At 58.7% G+C, this 17,568-nt stretch carries 14 protein-coding genes and 2 tRNA genes; 6 read left to right on the plus strand and 10 right to left on the minus strand.

Annotated elements, in window-relative coordinates; genetic code table 11:
• The first annotated feature begins 82 nt into the window (after window positions 1-82).
• Genes fliF through fliP form a run of 4 tightly spaced genes read left to right on the plus strand, consistent with a single transcriptional unit; the run spans window position 83 to window position 3,393 of the window.
• A complete protein-coding gene (gene fliF, locus VXL81_RS03275) occupies window positions 83-1,768 on the plus strand; it encodes a flagellar basal-body MS-ring/collar protein FliF (RefSeq protein WP_416534390.1) in 1,686 nt (561 codons plus the stop codon).
• Complete coding sequence (locus tag VXL81_RS03280) at window positions 1,768-2,364, plus strand: ABC transporter ATP-binding protein (protein ID WP_340547043.1); 597 nt, start codon at window positions 1,768-1,770, stop codon at window positions 2,362-2,364. Before fliF ends, VXL81_RS03280 begins: the two co-directional genes overlap by 1 nt.
• A complete protein-coding gene (locus tag VXL81_RS03285; RefSeq protein ID WP_040175044.1) occupies window positions 2,357-2,653 on the plus strand; it encodes a FliM/FliN family flagellar motor switch protein in 297 nt (98 codons plus the stop codon). Before VXL81_RS03280 ends, VXL81_RS03285 begins: the two co-directional genes overlap by 8 nt.
• Window positions 2,650-3,393 carry a flagellar type III secretion system pore protein FliP gene (gene fliP / locus VXL81_RS03290; RefSeq protein WP_416538497.1) on the plus strand — a complete coding sequence of 248 codons (744 nt, stop codon included), beginning with the start codon at window positions 2,650-2,652 and terminating at the stop codon, window positions 3,391-3,393. The genes VXL81_RS03285 and fliP overlap by 4 nt, the downstream gene beginning before the upstream one ends.
• A gap of 405 nt (window positions 3,394-3,798) precedes the next feature.
• On the opposite strand, the gene VXL81_RS03295 is transcribed toward fliP, so the two are convergent.
• From VXL81_RS03295 to VXL81_RS03335, 9 genes are all read right to left on the minus strand, one after another.
• Window positions 3,799-4,902 (minus strand): flagellar basal body P-ring protein FlgI, encoded by a 1,104-nt coding sequence (locus tag VXL81_RS03295; RefSeq protein WP_340547041.1) that lies wholly within the window; start codon window positions 4,900-4,902, stop codon window positions 3,799-3,801.
• Window positions 4,899-5,906, minus strand: a complete 1,008-nt coding sequence (locus tag VXL81_RS03300; RefSeq protein ID WP_416552912.1) for a flagellin — start codon at window positions 5,904-5,906, stop codon at window positions 4,899-4,901. Before VXL81_RS03300 ends, VXL81_RS03295 begins: the two co-directional genes overlap by 4 nt.
• Before the next feature lie 3 nt (window positions 5,907-5,909).
• The gene (gene flgK, locus VXL81_RS03305) at window positions 5,910-7,358 is read right to left on the minus strand and encodes a flagellar hook-associated protein FlgK (protein ID WP_340547039.1); all 1,449 of its coding nucleotides are present in this window, start codon (window positions 7,356-7,358) and stop codon (window positions 5,910-5,912) included.
• Window positions 7,359-7,406: 48 nt separating this feature from the next.
• Window positions 7,407-8,729 (minus strand): flagellar hook protein FlgE, encoded by a 1,323-nt coding sequence (locus VXL81_RS03310; RefSeq protein WP_340547038.1) that lies wholly within the window; start codon window positions 8,727-8,729, stop codon window positions 7,407-7,409.
• Between the two features lie 102 nt (window positions 8,730-8,831).
• Window positions 8,832-9,668, minus strand: coding sequence for a flagellar motor protein MotB (locus VXL81_RS03315; RefSeq protein ID WP_416534391.1), 837 nt, complete (start codon window positions 9,666-9,668; stop codon window positions 8,832-8,834).
• Between the two features lie 187 nt (window positions 9,669-9,855).
• On the minus strand, window positions 9,856-11,475 hold the full coding sequence (locus tag VXL81_RS03320; protein WP_416552914.1) for a long-chain fatty acid--CoA ligase: 1,620 nt from the start codon (window positions 11,473-11,475) through the stop codon (window positions 9,856-9,858).
• Window positions 11,476-11,499: 24 nt separating this feature from the next.
• The gene (locus tag VXL81_RS03325) at window positions 11,500-13,116 is read right to left on the minus strand and encodes a GMC family oxidoreductase (RefSeq protein ID WP_416552946.1); all 1,617 of its coding nucleotides are present in this window, start codon (window positions 13,114-13,116) and stop codon (window positions 11,500-11,502) included.
• Window positions 13,117-13,270: 154 nt separating this feature from the next.
• Window positions 13,271-13,357: transfer RNA gene (locus tag VXL81_RS03330), tRNA-Leu, on the minus strand.
• Between the two features lie 186 nt (window positions 13,358-13,543).
• Window positions 13,544-13,630 (minus strand) — tRNA-Leu (locus VXL81_RS03335).
• A 336-nt stretch (window positions 13,631-13,966) separates the two neighbouring features.
• Here VXL81_RS03335 and VXL81_RS03340 point away from each other — a divergent pair.
• Window positions 13,967-14,956, plus strand: coding sequence for a complex I NDUFA9 subunit family protein (locus tag VXL81_RS03340; protein WP_416544151.1), 990 nt, complete (start codon window positions 13,967-13,969; stop codon window positions 14,954-14,956).
• An 87-nt stretch (window positions 14,957-15,043) separates the two neighbouring features.
• Here VXL81_RS03340 and VXL81_RS03345 read toward each other — a convergent pair whose 3' ends face one another.
• Window positions 15,044-15,850 carry an undecaprenyl-diphosphate phosphatase gene (locus VXL81_RS03345; RefSeq protein WP_416544152.1) on the minus strand — a complete coding sequence of 269 codons (807 nt, stop codon included), beginning with the start codon at window positions 15,848-15,850 and terminating at the stop codon, window positions 15,044-15,046.
• Window positions 15,851-16,088: 238 nt separating this feature from the next.
• On the opposite strand from VXL81_RS03345, the gene VXL81_RS03350 reads away from it, so the two are divergent.
• Window positions 16,089-17,534 (plus strand): NAD(P)-dependent oxidoreductase, encoded by a 1,446-nt coding sequence (locus VXL81_RS03350; RefSeq protein WP_340547033.1) that lies wholly within the window; start codon window positions 16,089-16,091, stop codon window positions 17,532-17,534.
• Window positions 17,535-17,568: the final 34 nt, after the last annotated feature.

A 17,568-nucleotide genomic window follows, 5' to 3' on the forward strand; every position in this document is an offset into this window, starting at 1 on the left:
TTGCGGACACTAACCGAATGTTAAGGGCAATCCGGCAAAAGGGTTGCACATCGGACAGAATGCCGGTGCTACGGAGGTTAATGTGCAGCAGATCAAGAATGTCTGGGCAGGTTTGGACACGCGAAAGCGCCTGATTGCCGTGGGGGCCACGGTGATCGTGATTCTCAGCGTCCTGGCGATGTCCCGTGTGGCGAATACGCCCACGATGCAATTATTGTACGCCGGGCTGGAAAGCGGCTCGGCTGGGGATGTGGTGCGCGCGCTTGAACAGCGCGGCACAGAATATGAAGTTCGCGGGGGGTCAATTTACGTTGCGGCCTCGGCGCGCGACGAGCTTCGCATGACACTGGCAAGCGAAGGCCTGCCGGCAAACGGCGGACGCGGATATGAGCTGCTCGATTCGCTCAGCGGCTTCGGAACAACATCACAGATGTTTGACGCCGCCTATTGGCGCGCAAAAGAAGGGGAATTGGCCCGTACGATTGTGGCCAGCCCGCATGTGACCCAGGCAAGGGTGCATATTGCCAATACGGGCTCGAACCCGTTCCAGCGCACGGCCGAACCGACTGCCTCTGTGTCGGTTGTCCCGATGGGCTCGCCCATCACGCCGGCCCAGGCGAATGCGATTCGGTTTCTGATTTCCTCTGCCGTGACAGGTCTCGCGGTGGAGAATGTTGCGGTGATCGATGCCAATGGCGCCCTGATCGGCTCGCCCGAGGCCGCCGCAGCTGTTGGCGCGGGTACGGATGATCGCTCGCAGTCGATTCGCGAACGGGTCATGCGCCTGGTCGAAGCGCGCGTTGGTCATGGTAATGCTGTGGTCGAAGTCAGCGTCGAAACGGTAACAGATACCGAATCCATCCGGGAAAAGCGCATTGATCCCGAAAGCCGTGTCGCAATCAGCACCGACGTAGAAGAACGCGCGGATTCGTCTCAGAACCAATCTGGTGAAGTGACGGTTGCGTCAAATATCCCGGACGGAGACGGGGCCTCTGGCGACGGGTCGAAAGCCAGCACCAGTGCCACTCGTGAACGGGTCAACTATGAAATCTCTGAGACAGAAAAAGAGATTCTGCGTGGACCGGGTGCGATTAAACGACTGACCGTTGCTGTATTGCTGAATGGCGTCCAGACAACCACGGCAACCGGCGAAACAGTGATGGAACCCCGCCCGGAAGAAGAGCTTGGCGCGCTGCGCGAGCTGATCTCTGCCGCGGTTGGCTTCAGCGAGGAGCGCGGGGATGTCATCACGCTGAAATCGATGGAAATGCCTACGGTAGAGCCGCAAGGCACCGTTGTCAGCGCCTCCATCTTTGACAACATCTATCTGGATGCAATGTCGCTTATCCAGATGGCTGCCTTGGCACTGGTGACGCTGATTCTTGGTCTCTTTGTCATCCGTCCGATCCTGTCGAACCAGGCCAGCGTTCCGGCCCTTGGGGCACCGACAGGCGACGCCATGGACGAATTGCCGGCACTCGGCGGAGGCGGTTTCATGTCCAATCCAAACCTCGGCGCTGATCTCGCGCTGGATGGTGAGATCGAGAACAACGAAACCGGCCAGTTCGAACCCATGGGTGGCATGGGCATGGGCAGCGGCATGGGCATGGGTGACATGAGCGGATTGGGCGATATGGGTGGCCTGCCTGCCCTTGGCGGTGGCAGCGACAACCCCGTTGATCGCCTGCGCTCGATGATTGGCGAACGCCAGGAGGAAACTGTTCAGATTCTGCGCGGCTGGCTGGAAGAAAATGAGGAGAGAGCCTGATGACCATTGCCCATCTTCTTGAAGATTTTGCCATGGATACACCGGCGGTGCCGGTTGTCGAAGTCAACGAGGAATTGTTGGAAGAACAGCGTCTGGAATCCTACGAAAAGGGCTACAGCGCCGGTTGGGATGATGCGGTGACAGCGAAGGACAAGGAGAGCAAGCATGTCTCCTCGGAACTGGCCAGTTCGCTCGAAGATCTCAGCTTCACCTTCCACGAGGCGCAGACGCAACTGCTCGAATCGCTGGATCCGATGTTCAAGGTTCTGACGAGCGCTGTCCTGCCCGACGCAATGGCTGCGAGCTTTGGACATCACATAGTTGATCAGCTCACCGACATGGCCAAGAGCCAGGCGGATCAAGCGATCAATATTGTCGTCTCCCCCGGCGAGGGGGCGACGGTGCGTGCGCTTCTGACCAAGAGTTTCGCTGTACCGGTTCAGGTGCGCGAGGATGTCATCCTGAGCCCGGGTCAAGCCTATCTTAAGGTCGGCGGCATTGAGCGGGAAATCAACAGCTCGGCCCTGATCGACTCTATCCAGGATTCGATCGAGGCCTTCTCCTTTCACATAACAGAGGACAGCAAATATGGATAAGTCTGCTGAAATGAACCGGAAATCTGGCGATGCAGGCAATCCGTTTGTGTCGGTACCCGTTGAGGTCGTCGTATCGGTCGGCAAGGCGCGGCCGTTGATCCGTGATCTTGTCAACCTGGGCGAGAACGCGATTCTGACGCTCGACAAACGGGTGGAGGATCCCGTGGATCTCTATGTCGGCGACCGCCTGGTCGCCAGAGGCCAATTGGAAGAGCTGGAAGGCGAGCAAGCAGGTCAACTGGCTGTGCGCCTGACGGAAATCGCGGATTTGCAAAGCGGCCTGGGATGACACGCACTGCCCTTTTTGCCGTCGCGCTGGCCGCTATTCTGGCCCTCGGTCTGCCGGACCCTGCAAGCGCGCAGGATCTCAGCCTGTCATTGGGCGATGGTCAGTCAATCTCCGCCCGTTCGATCCAGCTGATCCTGCTGATCACCGTCCTCAGCCTCGCGCCGGGGCTGCTGATCATGATCACATGCTTTCCGTTTCTTGTGACGGTCTTGTCGATCCTGCGGCAGGCCATCGGTTTGCAGCAGGCGCCGCCGAATATGTTGATGATCAGCCTCGCGCTGTTTCTCACCTATTTCGTCATGGAGCCTGTCTTTACCGAGGCCTGGACCACCGGGATCAATCCGCTGATCGAGGAACGGCTGGATGTTGAAACCGCGCTTGAACGTGCTTTGCAGCCGTTCCGTGTCTTCATGGCGGCGCGCCTTGATCCCGATACATTCTACGCGATAGCGGATCTACGCCCGGCCACTGCGGGTATTGACCCAACCGCCGATGCGCCGCTGTCAACCTTGGTGTCCAGCTTCATGCTGTCAGAAATCGCCCGCGCGTTTCAGGTCGGCTTTCTTGTCTTTCTGCCATTTCTCGTGATCGACCTGGTGGTCGCGGCGGTTCTGATGTCGATGGGTATGATGATGGTCCCACCGGCCGTTGTGTCCATGCCGTTCAAACTCGCGTTCTTTGTCGTTGCCGACGGCTGGAGCCTTATCGCGAGTGCTTTGGTGCGCAGCTACTTCCCGTAGTTGGATATCGCCTTCCTAATCCTCCGGTCGCCATTGCGGCCGGGGGTTTTTCTGTGCCATCACCCTGAGCGCTGCCATATACTGCGGTCGCCCTCATCCTTCAGCACATCCTTGAGGGTTGATGACCGGGCTTTCCTCTCCCTCTCCCTCAGATTTAGTGATCTGGACCTCGGGCCCCGCTGATGTAACGCGCGGAGAGCGAGCCGTGCTGTCATCTCGGGCAATGTGCTGAAATGTCCAGGACCGCATCTCCCAGACCTCCAGGTTGTGACAATCACGAAGGTAGAGTTCAGTGACAGCGCATCTGCAAATCGCGGATCCGCAACAGCTCCATTACGACGAAGCACCCCCCGAAGCCACGTGGCTTCAGGGGGTGCTGGTCTTGTCTATCTTGGGGCCTCGCTGCTACCGAACTACAAATTCGGCATGCAGGGCACCGGCCGCCTTCAGGCTCTTGAGGATATCGATCATGTCCCGCGGCGATACGCCCAGGGCGTTTAGCCCGGCGACCACTTCGGACAAGGAGGTTGTTTCCGGAACTTCCGCCAGCTGTATGCCCTCCTCCTCTTCAATGGCGGCACCGGTGCGTGGGACGACAACCGTTTCGCCATCTGCAAATGGATTGGGCTGAACCACGAGGGGTGTTTCCTCGATCCGCAGGGTCAGATTGCCTTGCGCAACCGCGACACGTGAAATACGGACATCGCTGCCCATTACAATGGTGCCGGAGCGTTGATCCACAACCACACGCGCCTTGCGCTGCGGTTCGACCAGGATATTCTCGATCCGACCAACTGCATGGGCCGTTGACCGGCTATTGGTGCGCTGCACGTCAATTTCCACGGTCCCGGAATCCCGCATCAGAGCGACGTTTCGACCAAATTCCGCATTGATCGCCCGCTCGATACGGCCAGCGGTGGTGAAATCTGGCTCCCGCAGGGCAAGGCGCATGGACGTCAGTGACGAGAGATCAAAGTCGATCTCGCGCTCGACCCTGGCCCCCGATGGAATAACACCGGCGGTCGGCACCCCCTGGGTGACAGAGGCACCTTCACCCTCCGCGACCGCGCCACCAGCCAGAATGGTCCCTTGGGCAACGGCATAGATCTGACCATCGGCGGCATTCAGCGGCGTCATGACCAGCGTCCCGCCCAGTAGGCTTTTCGAATCGCCAATTGCGGACACCGTCACATCGACGGTGCCGCCAACACGGGCAAAAGGCGGCAAAGTCGCGGTGACAAACACCGCCGCAACATTCTTGGGCCGAAACTGCTCACCGGTGACATTGACGCCCAGCCTTTCGAGGATGTTCGACATGATCTCTTCGGTAAACGGTGAGTTGCGCAGACCGTCGCCAGTCCCGTTCAGACCAACCACAAGACCGTAGCCGACCAGATCATTACCACGAACGCCGTCAAACTCGACCAGGTCCTTCAGCCGGATGGCATTGGCCTGTGCCATCGCAGGCAACATCAGCACCGTCAGCAGAAGTCGAATGAGCTGCATCATGACAGGAACCTCATCAGAGACAGCTGTGATGTTCGCGCGGTGACAGTAAACAGGCTTTCCAGTTGGAACTGCGCCTCGTCGAGACGGGTTGCGGTCTCATATGGGTCGGCTTGGACGAGTTCATTGAACACCAGGCTCAGGCTGGTCTGCGCCGCGCCATTGCGTGTTGCCGTTTGCTCGATACGCCCTTCAACAAAACCAAGATCCGATTGCATCTGCGTCAGTTGAACCTGGCTTTCACGCAGCTCTACCCCGGTGCTACGCAACAGTTCGAATTTCACGTCCGAGCTGAGGCTCAGGCCGGGTTCATTTACCAGTGTCGCAATCGCGAGGCTCTGCAATGTCTGTTTGAACGCAGCATCATTGGCCTTCAGAGAGACCGTGACCTCTTCGTTGGGCCCGATTCTCACCGGGTCCATCAAATCCGAAGAGCCCTGGTACATCACTGCATCAAACCCCACCGGATCGGCAAACCAGTCCTTGACGGCCTGCACGATATCCGGGGCGGTGCTCAGCAGGGATACCTCGGTCACCAGTGCGGACATCAAGGTGTTGAGGTCGGCGAGAGGCTTGGCTTCGGTATCATTGCCGGCAAACAGGCTGCGGCCGGCCGCTTCTCCGTTCAGCGACCGGATGGCTTCCGTCAGGAACACCTCTGCCTGGTTGGACAATTGCTTCGACGTTTCGTCATTCGGCGAGGTGGTGACGGAGAAGATGTCACCGGTCAGCGTGATGACGTTATCGGAGATCAGCTCAATATTGTTCTGCATCGAGGATGCGAACAGCGCGGCCTCGGTATTTGCCACCTGAAAGGACTTGAGCCGGTCAAGGCTTCGTTCGACGTCGGACAGATAGGTAAGATCGCCACCTAGTTTCTGTGTCAGCTGCGAGGTTTTACCCGAACTCAATTCCTGCGTCAGGGTCGAGATGTCGTTCTTCAGACCCACCGACCGATTGCGCAGGAACAGATGTTGAGCCATGTCCCCATATGAGTTCATAATCATTCGTTAAATCCTCAGAAGCGTTTCCATCAGCTCATCAACGACGGAGATCATTCTGGCGTTGGCCTGATAGACTTTTTCAATCACGATAAGGTTTTGCAGTTCAGCATCACTGTCGACGCCCTGCGCCAATTCGCGCTGATACATTTCGGTATAGGTTGCCGCCGCGAAGGCGACATTCTGTTCTGCGGAATTTTCACTCTGTGCAAAACGCGACAGCAGATTCGCGCTCAGCGTGCTGGCATCCAGATTTGCGGTGCCGAGGCCGACGGACGATACCAAGCGCTTGGCGTCGAGCGCATCGGCATATCCGCGCAGAAGCGTTGCATCGCCGGCATTCCCGGGCGCCGCTGCATTGAGACCATCCCGCAACCGCCAGGTTTCAGCCTGCCCCTGCATCGCGATCTTGTCGTTCAATTCAATACGGTTGGCGATGCCAACAGTATTGGCAGGGTCAAAGAACGCACCTTGATCGGTGAATATCCCGGGATCGGTGGCGCCTAAAGTCGGATCCAAGGTCGGATCCTGGAAGCGTTCGACGAGATCTTTTGCCATCGCATCGAGATCTTCCTGTGCTTCCACGGTCAGAACGTCGCGCACCTCGAAATGGGCCGCCAGAGTCCCGCCGCGAATTGGCCCGCCGGGGCCGGTTGCAACGTCGATACCGTTGATTTGCAGACCGGAGAGCAACCCGTTGCCGAGGGTCATGTAAGGCAGGGTATCGGCCTTGCCATCGAAACTCAGCTCAGCGGCCTGACCATCCAGAAGCACGGCGCCGCCTTCTGAGAACAGGGCGACCTGCCCACGGTCACGGTTCACAACCTTGACCGGGATAATCTGGTTCACCTCGTCGATCAACAGATCACGCTGATCGAGAAGCGATGCGGAATCGGATCCGGTGGACTGACTGACTGCAATTTTTGCGTTCAGTCTTTGCAGCTTTTCCAGCGATTGATTGACGGTATCAACTTGCACGTCGATGGCCCTGTCGGCGGCTGTGCGCCGATTGCGCAGCCCTTCGGCCGCATCGGAAATCGACCGCACCAATTCTTCAGCCTGGATCGCAAGATCGTTCAAGCGCGGCCCTGAATCCGGACGGGAAATCACCTCGATCAGACCGGAGTCAAAGTCGGTCAGCCGCTGTGTGATGGAATAGGGGTCGTCGGCGCTGCCCACCAGCTCGGTCATACGACCAAAGAAGGCGGATTTCACCTCGGCAACGCCGACCTCTGAGTTGGCGGATCGCACGCTGGACTGCAACGCCGGATCGTTGATCCGCTGGACGTTGCCGACCTTCACCCCGCTGAAACCGTCGCCGGCGCTGGTGAGCGCCAGACTCCGGCGCGAATATCCTGGTGTCAGGACATTCGACAGGTTTTCGGAAACAACCGAGGTTGAGCGGCCAGCCGCCGTCAGCCCGGTCATTGCGGAATTGAGAGCACTTGTAATGGACATGGATCATCCAGCCTTTGCGCGAATGTGGATCAAAGGAGAAGGCGCTTATCAGCGCTTGATGTTGGTGGTTTCCTGCAACATCTCATCCACGGTCTGAATGACCTTTGCGTTCGACGAATAGGCGCGCTGGGTCTGGATCATGTTGGTTAGTTCCCCCGCAACATCGGTTGCGGATTCTTCACGCGCATAGCCCAGGATATCGCCTGTCGGACCCTCACCAGCATTCCACAGGAAATAGGAGCCGCTTTCGCTGGATGGCATATAGGTCTGGCGATCCATCGCGATCATACCGTTGGGATTGGGCAGATCGACAAGAGGTACCTGATAGACCACTCGGCTGACGCCGGTGTCATAATTGGCATGCACATATCCGGCTTCGTCGATTTCCACGCCGGTGAAGTTACCGACCGGGGCGCCGTCCTTTGAAATGGAGGCGGGTGCGAAGGTATCCGACAATTGGGTAAGCCCGTTGTCATCCCCCAAGGTGCCGATATTGATCTCCATCGGGCCGCCTGCAACAGACACGATGATCGAGCCGGTTGCCGGGTCATAGGCCCCACCTGTCGTGGCCGTGACAGCATTGAGAGCGCCGCCGGAGGTCCGGTTGTCATCAAAGGTCAGCGTATATTCACCGATCACAGTGGCGCCGATAGCAGTATCGGTAATGATCATCGTCCACTCGTTCGACTCGCCTGTTGCGGGAACGGTGGGAACAAATTCGATCTGCAGACTCTCCGACTTTCCGAGGTTGTCATAATACTCGATCGACAGGTTTTCGCTGGTACCAGCCGACGTGGATTCGGTTGCGGTCGCAGGCAGGTTGACACCCAGAGACATCTCGGTTGTCGGCTCACCAGACAGTTTGTTTACATTGAAACGAACCGGCTCCAGCGCATCGGAGGTATCGCGCGGGTAGGGTGGGATCGTACCATCGGACTGTGCGGGCCAGCCCATCAGGACGAGACCGGATTCAGTGGCCAGCAGGCCATCGGCGTTGGTCCGGAACGATGCAGTGGTGGTCAGCATCATCTGCGGGTTCGCAGCGCCTGTCTCGACCTCGTTCATGGATGTCACCGGCAGCATACCGCGGCCTCGGACCGCGAGGTCAGTCGCATTGCTGGTCGACACCAGCGGGCCCCGCTCATCAATCAGGCGGACGTTGGTTGTCCGCACGCCCCCGGCAGAATAGGTGCCGCCAGACGAGCTCATGACCATCGAGTGGAAATCGGTCTGGACCCGCTTGTAGCCGGCGGTTGAGGAGTTTGCGATGTTGTCGGAAATGGAGGCCAGTCGGCTGGCATTCGCGGTAAGCCCGGCAACACCGGCATTAAGCGAGGAAGAAATCGTCATGGATACGCCTTTCTGCTGCATCGAATCTTTCTTGATGCAACAGCTAGCCGATTGCCCATTAACGGGCGGCTAACAGATAAAATTGTCTGATCTGTTCGCCGCCCGTTTTTGGGGATCCATGGGTTATTTGCGCAGAAGGATGATTTCGACCCGATTGTTTCGCGCTGCCATCGGATTGCTATCCGCCAGTTTCCGATCGGCATGTCCCGTCACCCGGTGCATCCGCTTGGACTTCGTTCCACCTGATTCGAGCATCACCCGGGTTGCGTCAGCCCGTGCATGGGACAGTTCCCAGACCGGATTATTGGCGACAACGACCGCATGTGATCTGATGTGGCCGCCGATTGCGATGTTGTTTTCAACAACGCCGGTGACGCGTGAAACCATCTTCACGATGTCGCGGAACAGGAGGGTCGGTTCAGCTGTACCATCTTTGAACAGCGGCGAATCCTCGGTGTCGAAGAGTTCAACTACAAGGCCTTCGTCGGTGACGCGGGTAATGATGTGCTGCGCCATCTCGATCGAGACCATGCTTTCGCCGCCACGCCCCTTCAGCTGCTCTTCCAGGGCTCGGAACTGCTCATCGGCAGCCTCGCGGTCCTTGTCCTGTTCGACGCCGGAGTCACCCTTGGCCTGCTGGGCGTCTGCGGGGTTCACATCGGTCGCACCGGTACCGTTCTGGGGCTGGATTTCCTCGGTGAACATGCTGTCCCCGCTGAACGCCCCGTTGCCGCCGCCGGAGACCCGGCTCAGCGGAATGGATGGCGAGAAATAATCCGCCAACCCTTTGCGTTGTTTCTCAGTCGTTGCATTGAGCAGCCACATCAACATGAAGAACGCCATCATAGCCGTCACGAAGTCCGCATAGGCGACCTTCCAGGCTCCACCGTGGTGACCATGGGCACCACCTGACTTTTTCTTCTTGATGATAATGGGCGCCACATTTCCTTGTGCGCTCATAATCCACCACCTATTTTCACCCACTACCGGGATATCAGGCGGTGTCTTAAGTGAGGCTTAACAGATAAATTTGCCGGCAGTTATGGCCGCCAAAGCCCCTCTTTTACCCGTAATTCGGACGGATTCTGTGCCCATTTCGTGAAATGGGCACTGCCACCAGATGCCATATTGGCGGCGGTGTAGTGCATCAGGCCTCTAGCAGAATCGCGTCGTAAGAGTCGCGGAGCTTGTTTTTCAGCACCTTTCCGGTGCCACCTAGCGGCAGCGCATCGACAAAGATGACACGGTCGGGGATCTGCCAGCTTGCTACCTTGCCCTGGTAATACTCGCGCAGATCGTCCTCAGTCACGTCGGGGGAGCGTTTTACAGCGATCACCACCGGACGTTCGTCCCATTTGGGGTGTCTGGCTGCGATTGCCGCTACCTGAGCGATACCGGGATGGGACATCGCGATATCCTCCAGCTCGACGGTCGAGATCCATTCGCCGCCAGACTTGATGATGTCCTTGGAGCGATCACGAATGATCATATAGCCATCGGCATCAATTGTGGCGACGTCACCGGTATCGAACCATCCATCTGCCGTCAGCGCTGTATCCTCGGCGCGGAAATAGCTGTCGATCACCCAATGACCGCAGATCTGCAAATTGCCCTGCGTCTGTCCGTCATGAGGCAGAACAGCGCCGCTGTCGTCTACGATGCGCAGATCGACACCATACATGGGGCGGCCTTGTCCTTCGCGCAGCTTCGCCTGCTGCTCGGCGTCCAGCTCATTGTGTTTCTGAAGCAGCTGGTTCAGCGTTCCGATTGGGCTTGTTTCCGTCATGCCCCAGGCATGCACCAGATCAACGCCGTATTTGTCACGAAATGTGGGGATCATGACCGTTGGCAGGGCAGAGCCGCCGACAATGGTGCGTTCCAGGCTCTCGGCGGTGCATCCGGTCTCCTCCAGCCCTTTCAGCAAACCCATCCAGATTGTGGGAACACCCAGCGCCACGGTGACCTTTTCCGCATCAATCAGCTTGGCCAGGCTCGCCCCATCCAGATGCGGCCCGGGCAGTACCAGCTTTGCCCCAACCGCCGCGGTCATGTAGGGCGTCCCCCAGGCATTCACGTGGAACATCGGAACAACTGCCAGAACGGTGTCCCGCGCCCGCAGGGCGATACCGTCGGGCTGGTTGCCGCCAAGCGTATGCAGAACGCTGGTGCGATGGGTGTATTCAACCCCCTTGGGATTGCCGGTCGTGCCGGAGGTGTAACACAGGCTCGATGGCAGGTTTTCATCCAGATCAGGCCAGGAATACGGGGTTGTTTCCATGTCCAGGAGCGCATCGTAGAACAGCACGTCTTCGATCTGGGCTGCGATCTCGGCGTCCGGCGGCCCCATCACCACGATATTCTGCACGGTGGTCAGATGCGCGCGCAGCTGTGCCACAGCCGGAACAAAGGTGGTGTCGATGAACAGGACCTGATCCTCTGCGTGGTTTATGATGTAGATCAGCTGCTCTGGTGTCAGTCGCGGGTTGATCGTGTGGCAGACAAACCCACCCCCGGAGACGCCGAAATAGATTTCGAGGTGGCGACGATTGTTCCAGGCGATGGTGCCGCAACGGGCGCCCTGCGCGATGCCCAGCCGCCCCAGGGCGGCCGCCAGTTTGCGAGCGTTGGCGTCGATGTCTCCCCAGGTGACATGCACGGTTTCGCCCGAAGTCTCGACAGATGTGACCGTTGTCCCGCTATGGAACCGCCCTGCATGTTCTATCAGCGAGCCTATGGTCAGCTGTTTGTGCATCATCTTGCCAAGCATCTTCGTCTTCTCCGAATTGAAATGTCAGGCGCGGGCCAGGGCACCGCGTATAATATCTGCCGCTTTCTCCGCGATCATGATGGTTGGCGCATTGGTGTTGCCGCCAATCAGGCGCGGCATGATCGACGCATCAACCACCCGCAGCCCCTCCAAACCATGGACCCGGAGCGCGGGATCCACCACCGCAAGCGGGTCGGTTCCCATTTTGCAGGTGCCAACCGGATGATAAATCGTATCTGCCCGCGCGCGTATATGCTGTTCCAATGCGGCGTCATCGACCTCGCCGTCGATAAACAGCTCCTTGTGAATATAGCCCGCCAGCGGTTCTGCCGCCATGATTTGCCGGGTTTTGCGCACCCCCCTGATAAGCACGGCCATATCATCGGGATCAGCGAGAAATTGCGGATCAATCCGTGGCGGTGATGTGGGATCGGCACTGGTCAGGCCGACCGTGCCGCGCGATTTTGGCCTCAGCACGCAGATATGGCAGCTGAACCCATGCCCCATGTGCAGCTTCCGGGCGTGATCATCCACGATGGAAATCACAAAATGCAGCTGCACATCGGCACGCTCTTCGGATGGGTCCGTTTTCAGGAACGCGGCCCCTTCCGCAAAGGGAGTCGCAATCATACCACGCCCGGTTTTCCGCCAGTTCCATATGTGGCGCAACAGTGAGATACTGCCGGGCAGGGAAATGCCGAAATTGTCGCGATCCTTGGATTTATAAGCCAGTGTAAAGTCCAGATGATCCTGCAGATTTTGCCCCACCCCGGGCAGTTCATGGACCATGTCGATCCCGTGCGGGCGGATATCATCGGGTCGACCAACGCCGGAGAGTTGCAGCAGCTGCGGCGAGTTGAACGCTCCACCGCAGAGCATCACCTCGCGGCGGGCGCGGACGCTATGCTCAGTGCCGCGCAGCCGGTAGCTGACGCCGACCGCACGTTTGCCGTCGAATATGATCCGGGATGCCTGCGCCCGCGTGATCACCTTCAGATTCGCGCGGTCCATCACAGGGTGTAGATAGGCCGCCGCCGCCGAGCAGCGCTCCCCGTTGCGGTCAGCTCTGTGGAATTGCGTCACCTGATAAAGGCCGATGCCCTCGTTGTCGCCTGTGTTGAAATCCTCGCAGTGTCGGATCTGCAGGGATTGGCCGGCCTTGATAAAGGCATCGGTGATCGGGCGGGGAGATTTCTGGTTGCTGACCTGCAAGGGGCCGGCTGCACCATGCAGATCATCGCCGCCGCGTTCGTTGTTTTCGGCTTTTCGGAAATAGGGCAGCACCGAGTTCCAATCCCAACCGGGACATCCCAATGCGGCCCACTCATCGTAATCGCTGGCGTGGCCGCGAATATAAAGCATAGCATTGATCGCACTGGAGCCGCCCAGGCCTTTACCGCGCGGCTGATATCCGCGTCGCCCGTTCAACCCCGGTTGCGGCACGGTTTCATAGGCCCAATTGTTGATTTTGGGGCGTCCCGGTAGCATCGCGACCACAGCGGCAGGAGCGCGAACCAAAAGCCCGTCACCGCGCCCGCCGGCTTCCAGCAGGCAGACCGTGACGGTTGGATCTTCGCTTAGTCGGGCAGCCAGCGTCGATCCCGCAGAGCCTCCGCCGACGATCACATAATCCGCCTCCATCACGCTCTCCCCCATGTCCAGCACGAACAGCTCTCCCCAGCTGCCAGAGGATGAGCGCTGTTTTTACGGGGGCTGTCTACTCTGACGGTACGTCATCGCGCAGGCGCAATAACACGCCAAAGGCGTGATCAAGTATCGAGAAAAATAGGGGATATGGTGCCCAGGAGAGGACTCGAACCTCCACGTCCATACGGACACTAGCACCTGAAGCTAGCGCGTCTACCAATTCCGCCACCTGGGCAGGTGTCGTGAGGGGCGTATAAGCAGAAGCGGCGGGGTCGTCAAACGGAAAATTCACCTGCTTATGGCTGGCGGTTTTTCGGGTCTGGCGCGTGGTGTATGAAACCGGTCGGCAGCCGACAATCGACATATCGCGCCTGGAGTGTGGCTCCCTATGGGGGCCTTGTTTTATTCACTGTCGGGGATATGGTGCCCAGGAGAGGACTCGAACCTCCACGTCCATACGGACACTAGCACCTGAAGCTAGCGCGTCTACCAATTCCGCCACCTGGGCAGGTGTCGTGAGGGGCGTATAAGCAGAAGCGACGGGGCCGTCAAACGGAAAATTCACCGCTGCGATATGTTCTGTTCTGACGATGGTATTCACAGAATACAGCTACCTGTGCAGAGCTGCTGAGTCGTCATGATCTGCGCTCTCCGATCTGATTTGAAATCACCGATACGATCCGCTGGCGTCGCCAAAGCATCATAGCAAGGAAGATCAAATCGGGCGTTAAGCAGCCATATCTTGCAGCGTTGCACCTATTGCCTCGACTTTGGTCGATTTGCGCCTTGTTCCAAAGGGCGCGGGGCGGTAAATCGAAGCAGCAGCTAAGGTAGGAGCCAAAAGATGTCCAAACTGGTCACGATCTATGGCGGGTCCGGTTTTGTCGGCCGTTACATTGCGCGCCGCATGGCCAAGGAAGGTTGGCGTGTGCGGGTGGCCGTGCGTCGGCCGAACGAAGCCATGTATGTCAAACCCTACGGTGTCCCGGGGCAGGTAGAGCCTGTGTTGTGCAATATTCGCGACGATGCGTCTGTTGCGGCGGTGATGCAGGGGGCAGATGCAGTGGTGAACTGCGTTGGCATCCTGAACGAACTGGGCAAGAACACCTTTGATGCGGTTCAGACCGATGGCGCTGGTCGAATTGCGCGAATCGCTGCTGCACAGGGCGTCGGAGCCATGGTGCATGTCTCGGCCATCGGTGCCGATGAAGACAGCGACAGCGATTATGCCCAGTCCAAGGCGGCCGGGGAGCGGGCTGTTCTGGAGCATATGCCCGAGGCCGTGATTTTGCGGCCGTCGATCATCTTCGGGGCTGAGGATCAGTTCTTCAACCGTTTTGCCGCGATGGCACGCCTGTCGCCGGTGCTGCCGATTGCCCATGCCGACACAGAATTCCAGCCGGTGTACGTCGACGATGTTGCCAAGGCTGCCGTCGCCGCGGTTGTCGGGAAGGCAAAGCCTGGCGTGTATGAGCTTGGCGGCCCCGAGGTGAAGAGCTTCGGCGCACTGATGCAGCAGATGCTCGATGTGATTGACCGTCGGCGCCTTGTGCTGTCGCTGCCGGGCCCGATTGCGAAGCTGGTCGCGCTTGGCTTTGATATTCTGCAGTTCGTCAGCTTTCAGCTGTTCGAGAACAAGATGCTGACCCGTGACCAGCTGAAGAACCTCGAGAACGACAATGTGGTTGCCGAGGGCGCAAACGGGTTCGAGGCGCTGGGCATCCACCCGGTTTCATTGGCGTCTGTGCTGCCGGACTACCTGTGGAAGTTCCGCCCGGCTGGTCAGTACAGTGAGTTGATGGATTCAGCCCGCAACCTGCGCAACGACCTCTGAATTCGCTTAGAGGTCAAGGTTGGCTAAGATTTGAAAGGCGCGGGTTTGACCCGCGCTTTTTTGGTTCTGATGGCCGGATCCGGTCGATCAGGCCTGATAGGCGATCATCAGGAGAATCGCGCCCAGAACGACGCGATAGATCACATAGGGTGTGAAGCTGACCGAGCGCAGCATGCGCATCATCAGCGACAGGGCAGCAAGGGCGGCCAGCATTGAGAGCGCCGCAGCGATAGCTGCATCGCGAATGAGGGCCGGATTTGCCTCGACGGCGACTTCGGCACCCAGCAAAACACCAGAGGCCACGATTGTTGGGATCGACATCAGCATTGACAGCCGTGCTGCATCGATCCGGGCGTAGCCCAGCTGGCGGGCGCCCGTAATAGTGATGCCCGAACGGGAAGTGCCGGGGATTAGCGCCAGCATTTGCCACAGCCCCATGATCAGCGCATCTCGTGGCCCCCAGTTCGCGCTTTCCTTGTCGGTTGGGCCAAACCGATCTGCCACATAGAGTACCAAGCCAAAACCAAGCATCGTCCAGCCGATGACTTTCATCGACCTGAGTGCGTCACTCCATCCGCTGAAATGCAGAAAGGCGCCAAACAGGATTGTAGGGATGGTCGCGATGATCAGCCCCATCGCCAGCCGTGCCCCGGGTGTATCGAGGCGTCCTATGAGGGCGCGCGGCAGACCGATCAGCCCCACCCGCACCTCTTTCCAGAAGAACAGGACCACGGCGACCAGTGTTCCGACGTGAACGGCGACGTCGATAACCTGCCCCTGATCGTCGAGCCCGGTCAGTCCCGGCAAAAGGATCAGGTGCCCGGATGAAGAGACGGGCAGGAATTCCGTGATGCCCTGAATCAGGGCGATAAGGATCAGCTGAAAAAGCGGCATGATATAGGTCCGATTGGGGTTCCGCAGGGATGGCAAAGAACGGTCTGGGTGTAAATCCGTTGATTTCATTGGCGGGATTGCGTTAATGGTCCGTATCGGACCTAAAATGTCTGTACATTTCTGCTGGAGAAGGTATCAGGACATAACTGCTGACATATTAGGTCAGCAAAGTTGACTTTTAATTCGCTCCGCTCCGATGGATCATTTATCGCAGCCAGCCCAACATGGAGTCCGCCCCGTGGCCAAGCAACCGATGCTCAAATTCGTGCAGATCGACCGCGACATGCCCAGCAAACGGGCCGCAGAAGATCGCCGGGAAGATTTCGACGAAATCTACGCAGAATTCGCGGCCGCCAAGGCCGAGGAACAGGCCAGCCGTTGCAGTCAATGCGGTGTACCTTATTGCCAGTCGCATTGCCCCCTGCACAACAACATTCCCGATTGGCTCCGCCTGACTGCCACGGGCCGCTTGCACGAGGCCTATGAGATCAGCCAGGCGACCAATACCTTCCCCGAAATCTGTGGTCGTATCTGTCCGCAGGATCGCCTCTGCGAAGGCAATTGCGTCATTGAGCAGTCCGGCCACGGTACTGTCACCATCGGTGCCGTCGAGAAATACATTACCGATACCGCCTGGGACAAAGGTTGGGTGCAGCCCATCGCCCCGGCGCAGGAACGTGGCGAATCCGTGGGGATCATCGGGGCGGGTCCGGGCGGCCTCGCCGCAGCCGACATGCTGCGTCGCGCAGGCGTGAAGGTCACCATCTACGACCGCTATGATCGTGCCGGTGGCCTGCTGACCTATGGTATCCCGGGTTTCAAGCTGGAAAAGGACGTCGTGATGCGCCGCAACCAACTGCTTGCGGATGGCGGTGTTGAATTCGTGATGAATTGCAACGTGGGTCAGGACATCTCCTTTGACGATATCCGCGCCAAACATGATGCGGTGATTATCGCCACCGGCGTTTACAAATCCCGTGATCTGGAAATGCCGGGGTCAGGTTCTGGTGGCATCGTAAAGGCGATCGACTTCCTGACCGTGTCCAACAAAGCGTCGAATTTCGGCGACAGCATCGAGGAATTCGACAACGGCACCCTGAACGCCAAAGGCAAGCGTGTCGTTGTCATCGGCGGGGGCGATACGGCTATGGACTGCGTGCGGACCTCGATCCGTCAGGGTGCAACGTCGGTCAAATGTCTCTACCGCCGTGACCGTGCCAATATGCCCGGTTCGCAGCGCGAAACCCAGAACGCCGAGGAAGAAGGCGTGGTCTTTGAATGGCTGTCCGCGCCCAAGGGTTTCACCGATGAGGGCGGCAAGGTTGCTGGCGTGATGGTACAGAAGATGCGTCTCGGTCAGCCTGACGCCTCGGGCCGCCAGGCTCCCGAGGTCATCGAGGGCGCCGATTACATCGAGCCTGCCGAGCTGGTGATCAAGGCGCTTGGCTTTGAGCCGGAAGATCTGCCGACGCTCTGGGATCAGCCGGAACTGCCGGTCACCCGCTGGGGCACCGTAAAGGCTGCATTCCAGACCGGCGCGACCGATCTCGATGGCGTCTATGCCGTTGGTGACATCGTGCGCGGCGCGTCGCTGGTGGTCTGGGCCATCAAGGACGGGCGCGATTGCGCTGAGGCGATCCTCGACCGTTTCAACACCGCCGCCAGCAGCCTGGCCGCCGAGTAAACAGATTTCTACCGGGCAGGTGCCGCCCTTAGGG

This window comes from Phaeobacter sp. JH204B (assembly GCF_048055755.1).
In the GTDB taxonomy this organism is placed as follows: Bacteria; Pseudomonadota; Alphaproteobacteria; order Rhodobacterales; family Rhodobacteraceae; genus Phaeobacter; species Phaeobacter bryozoorum.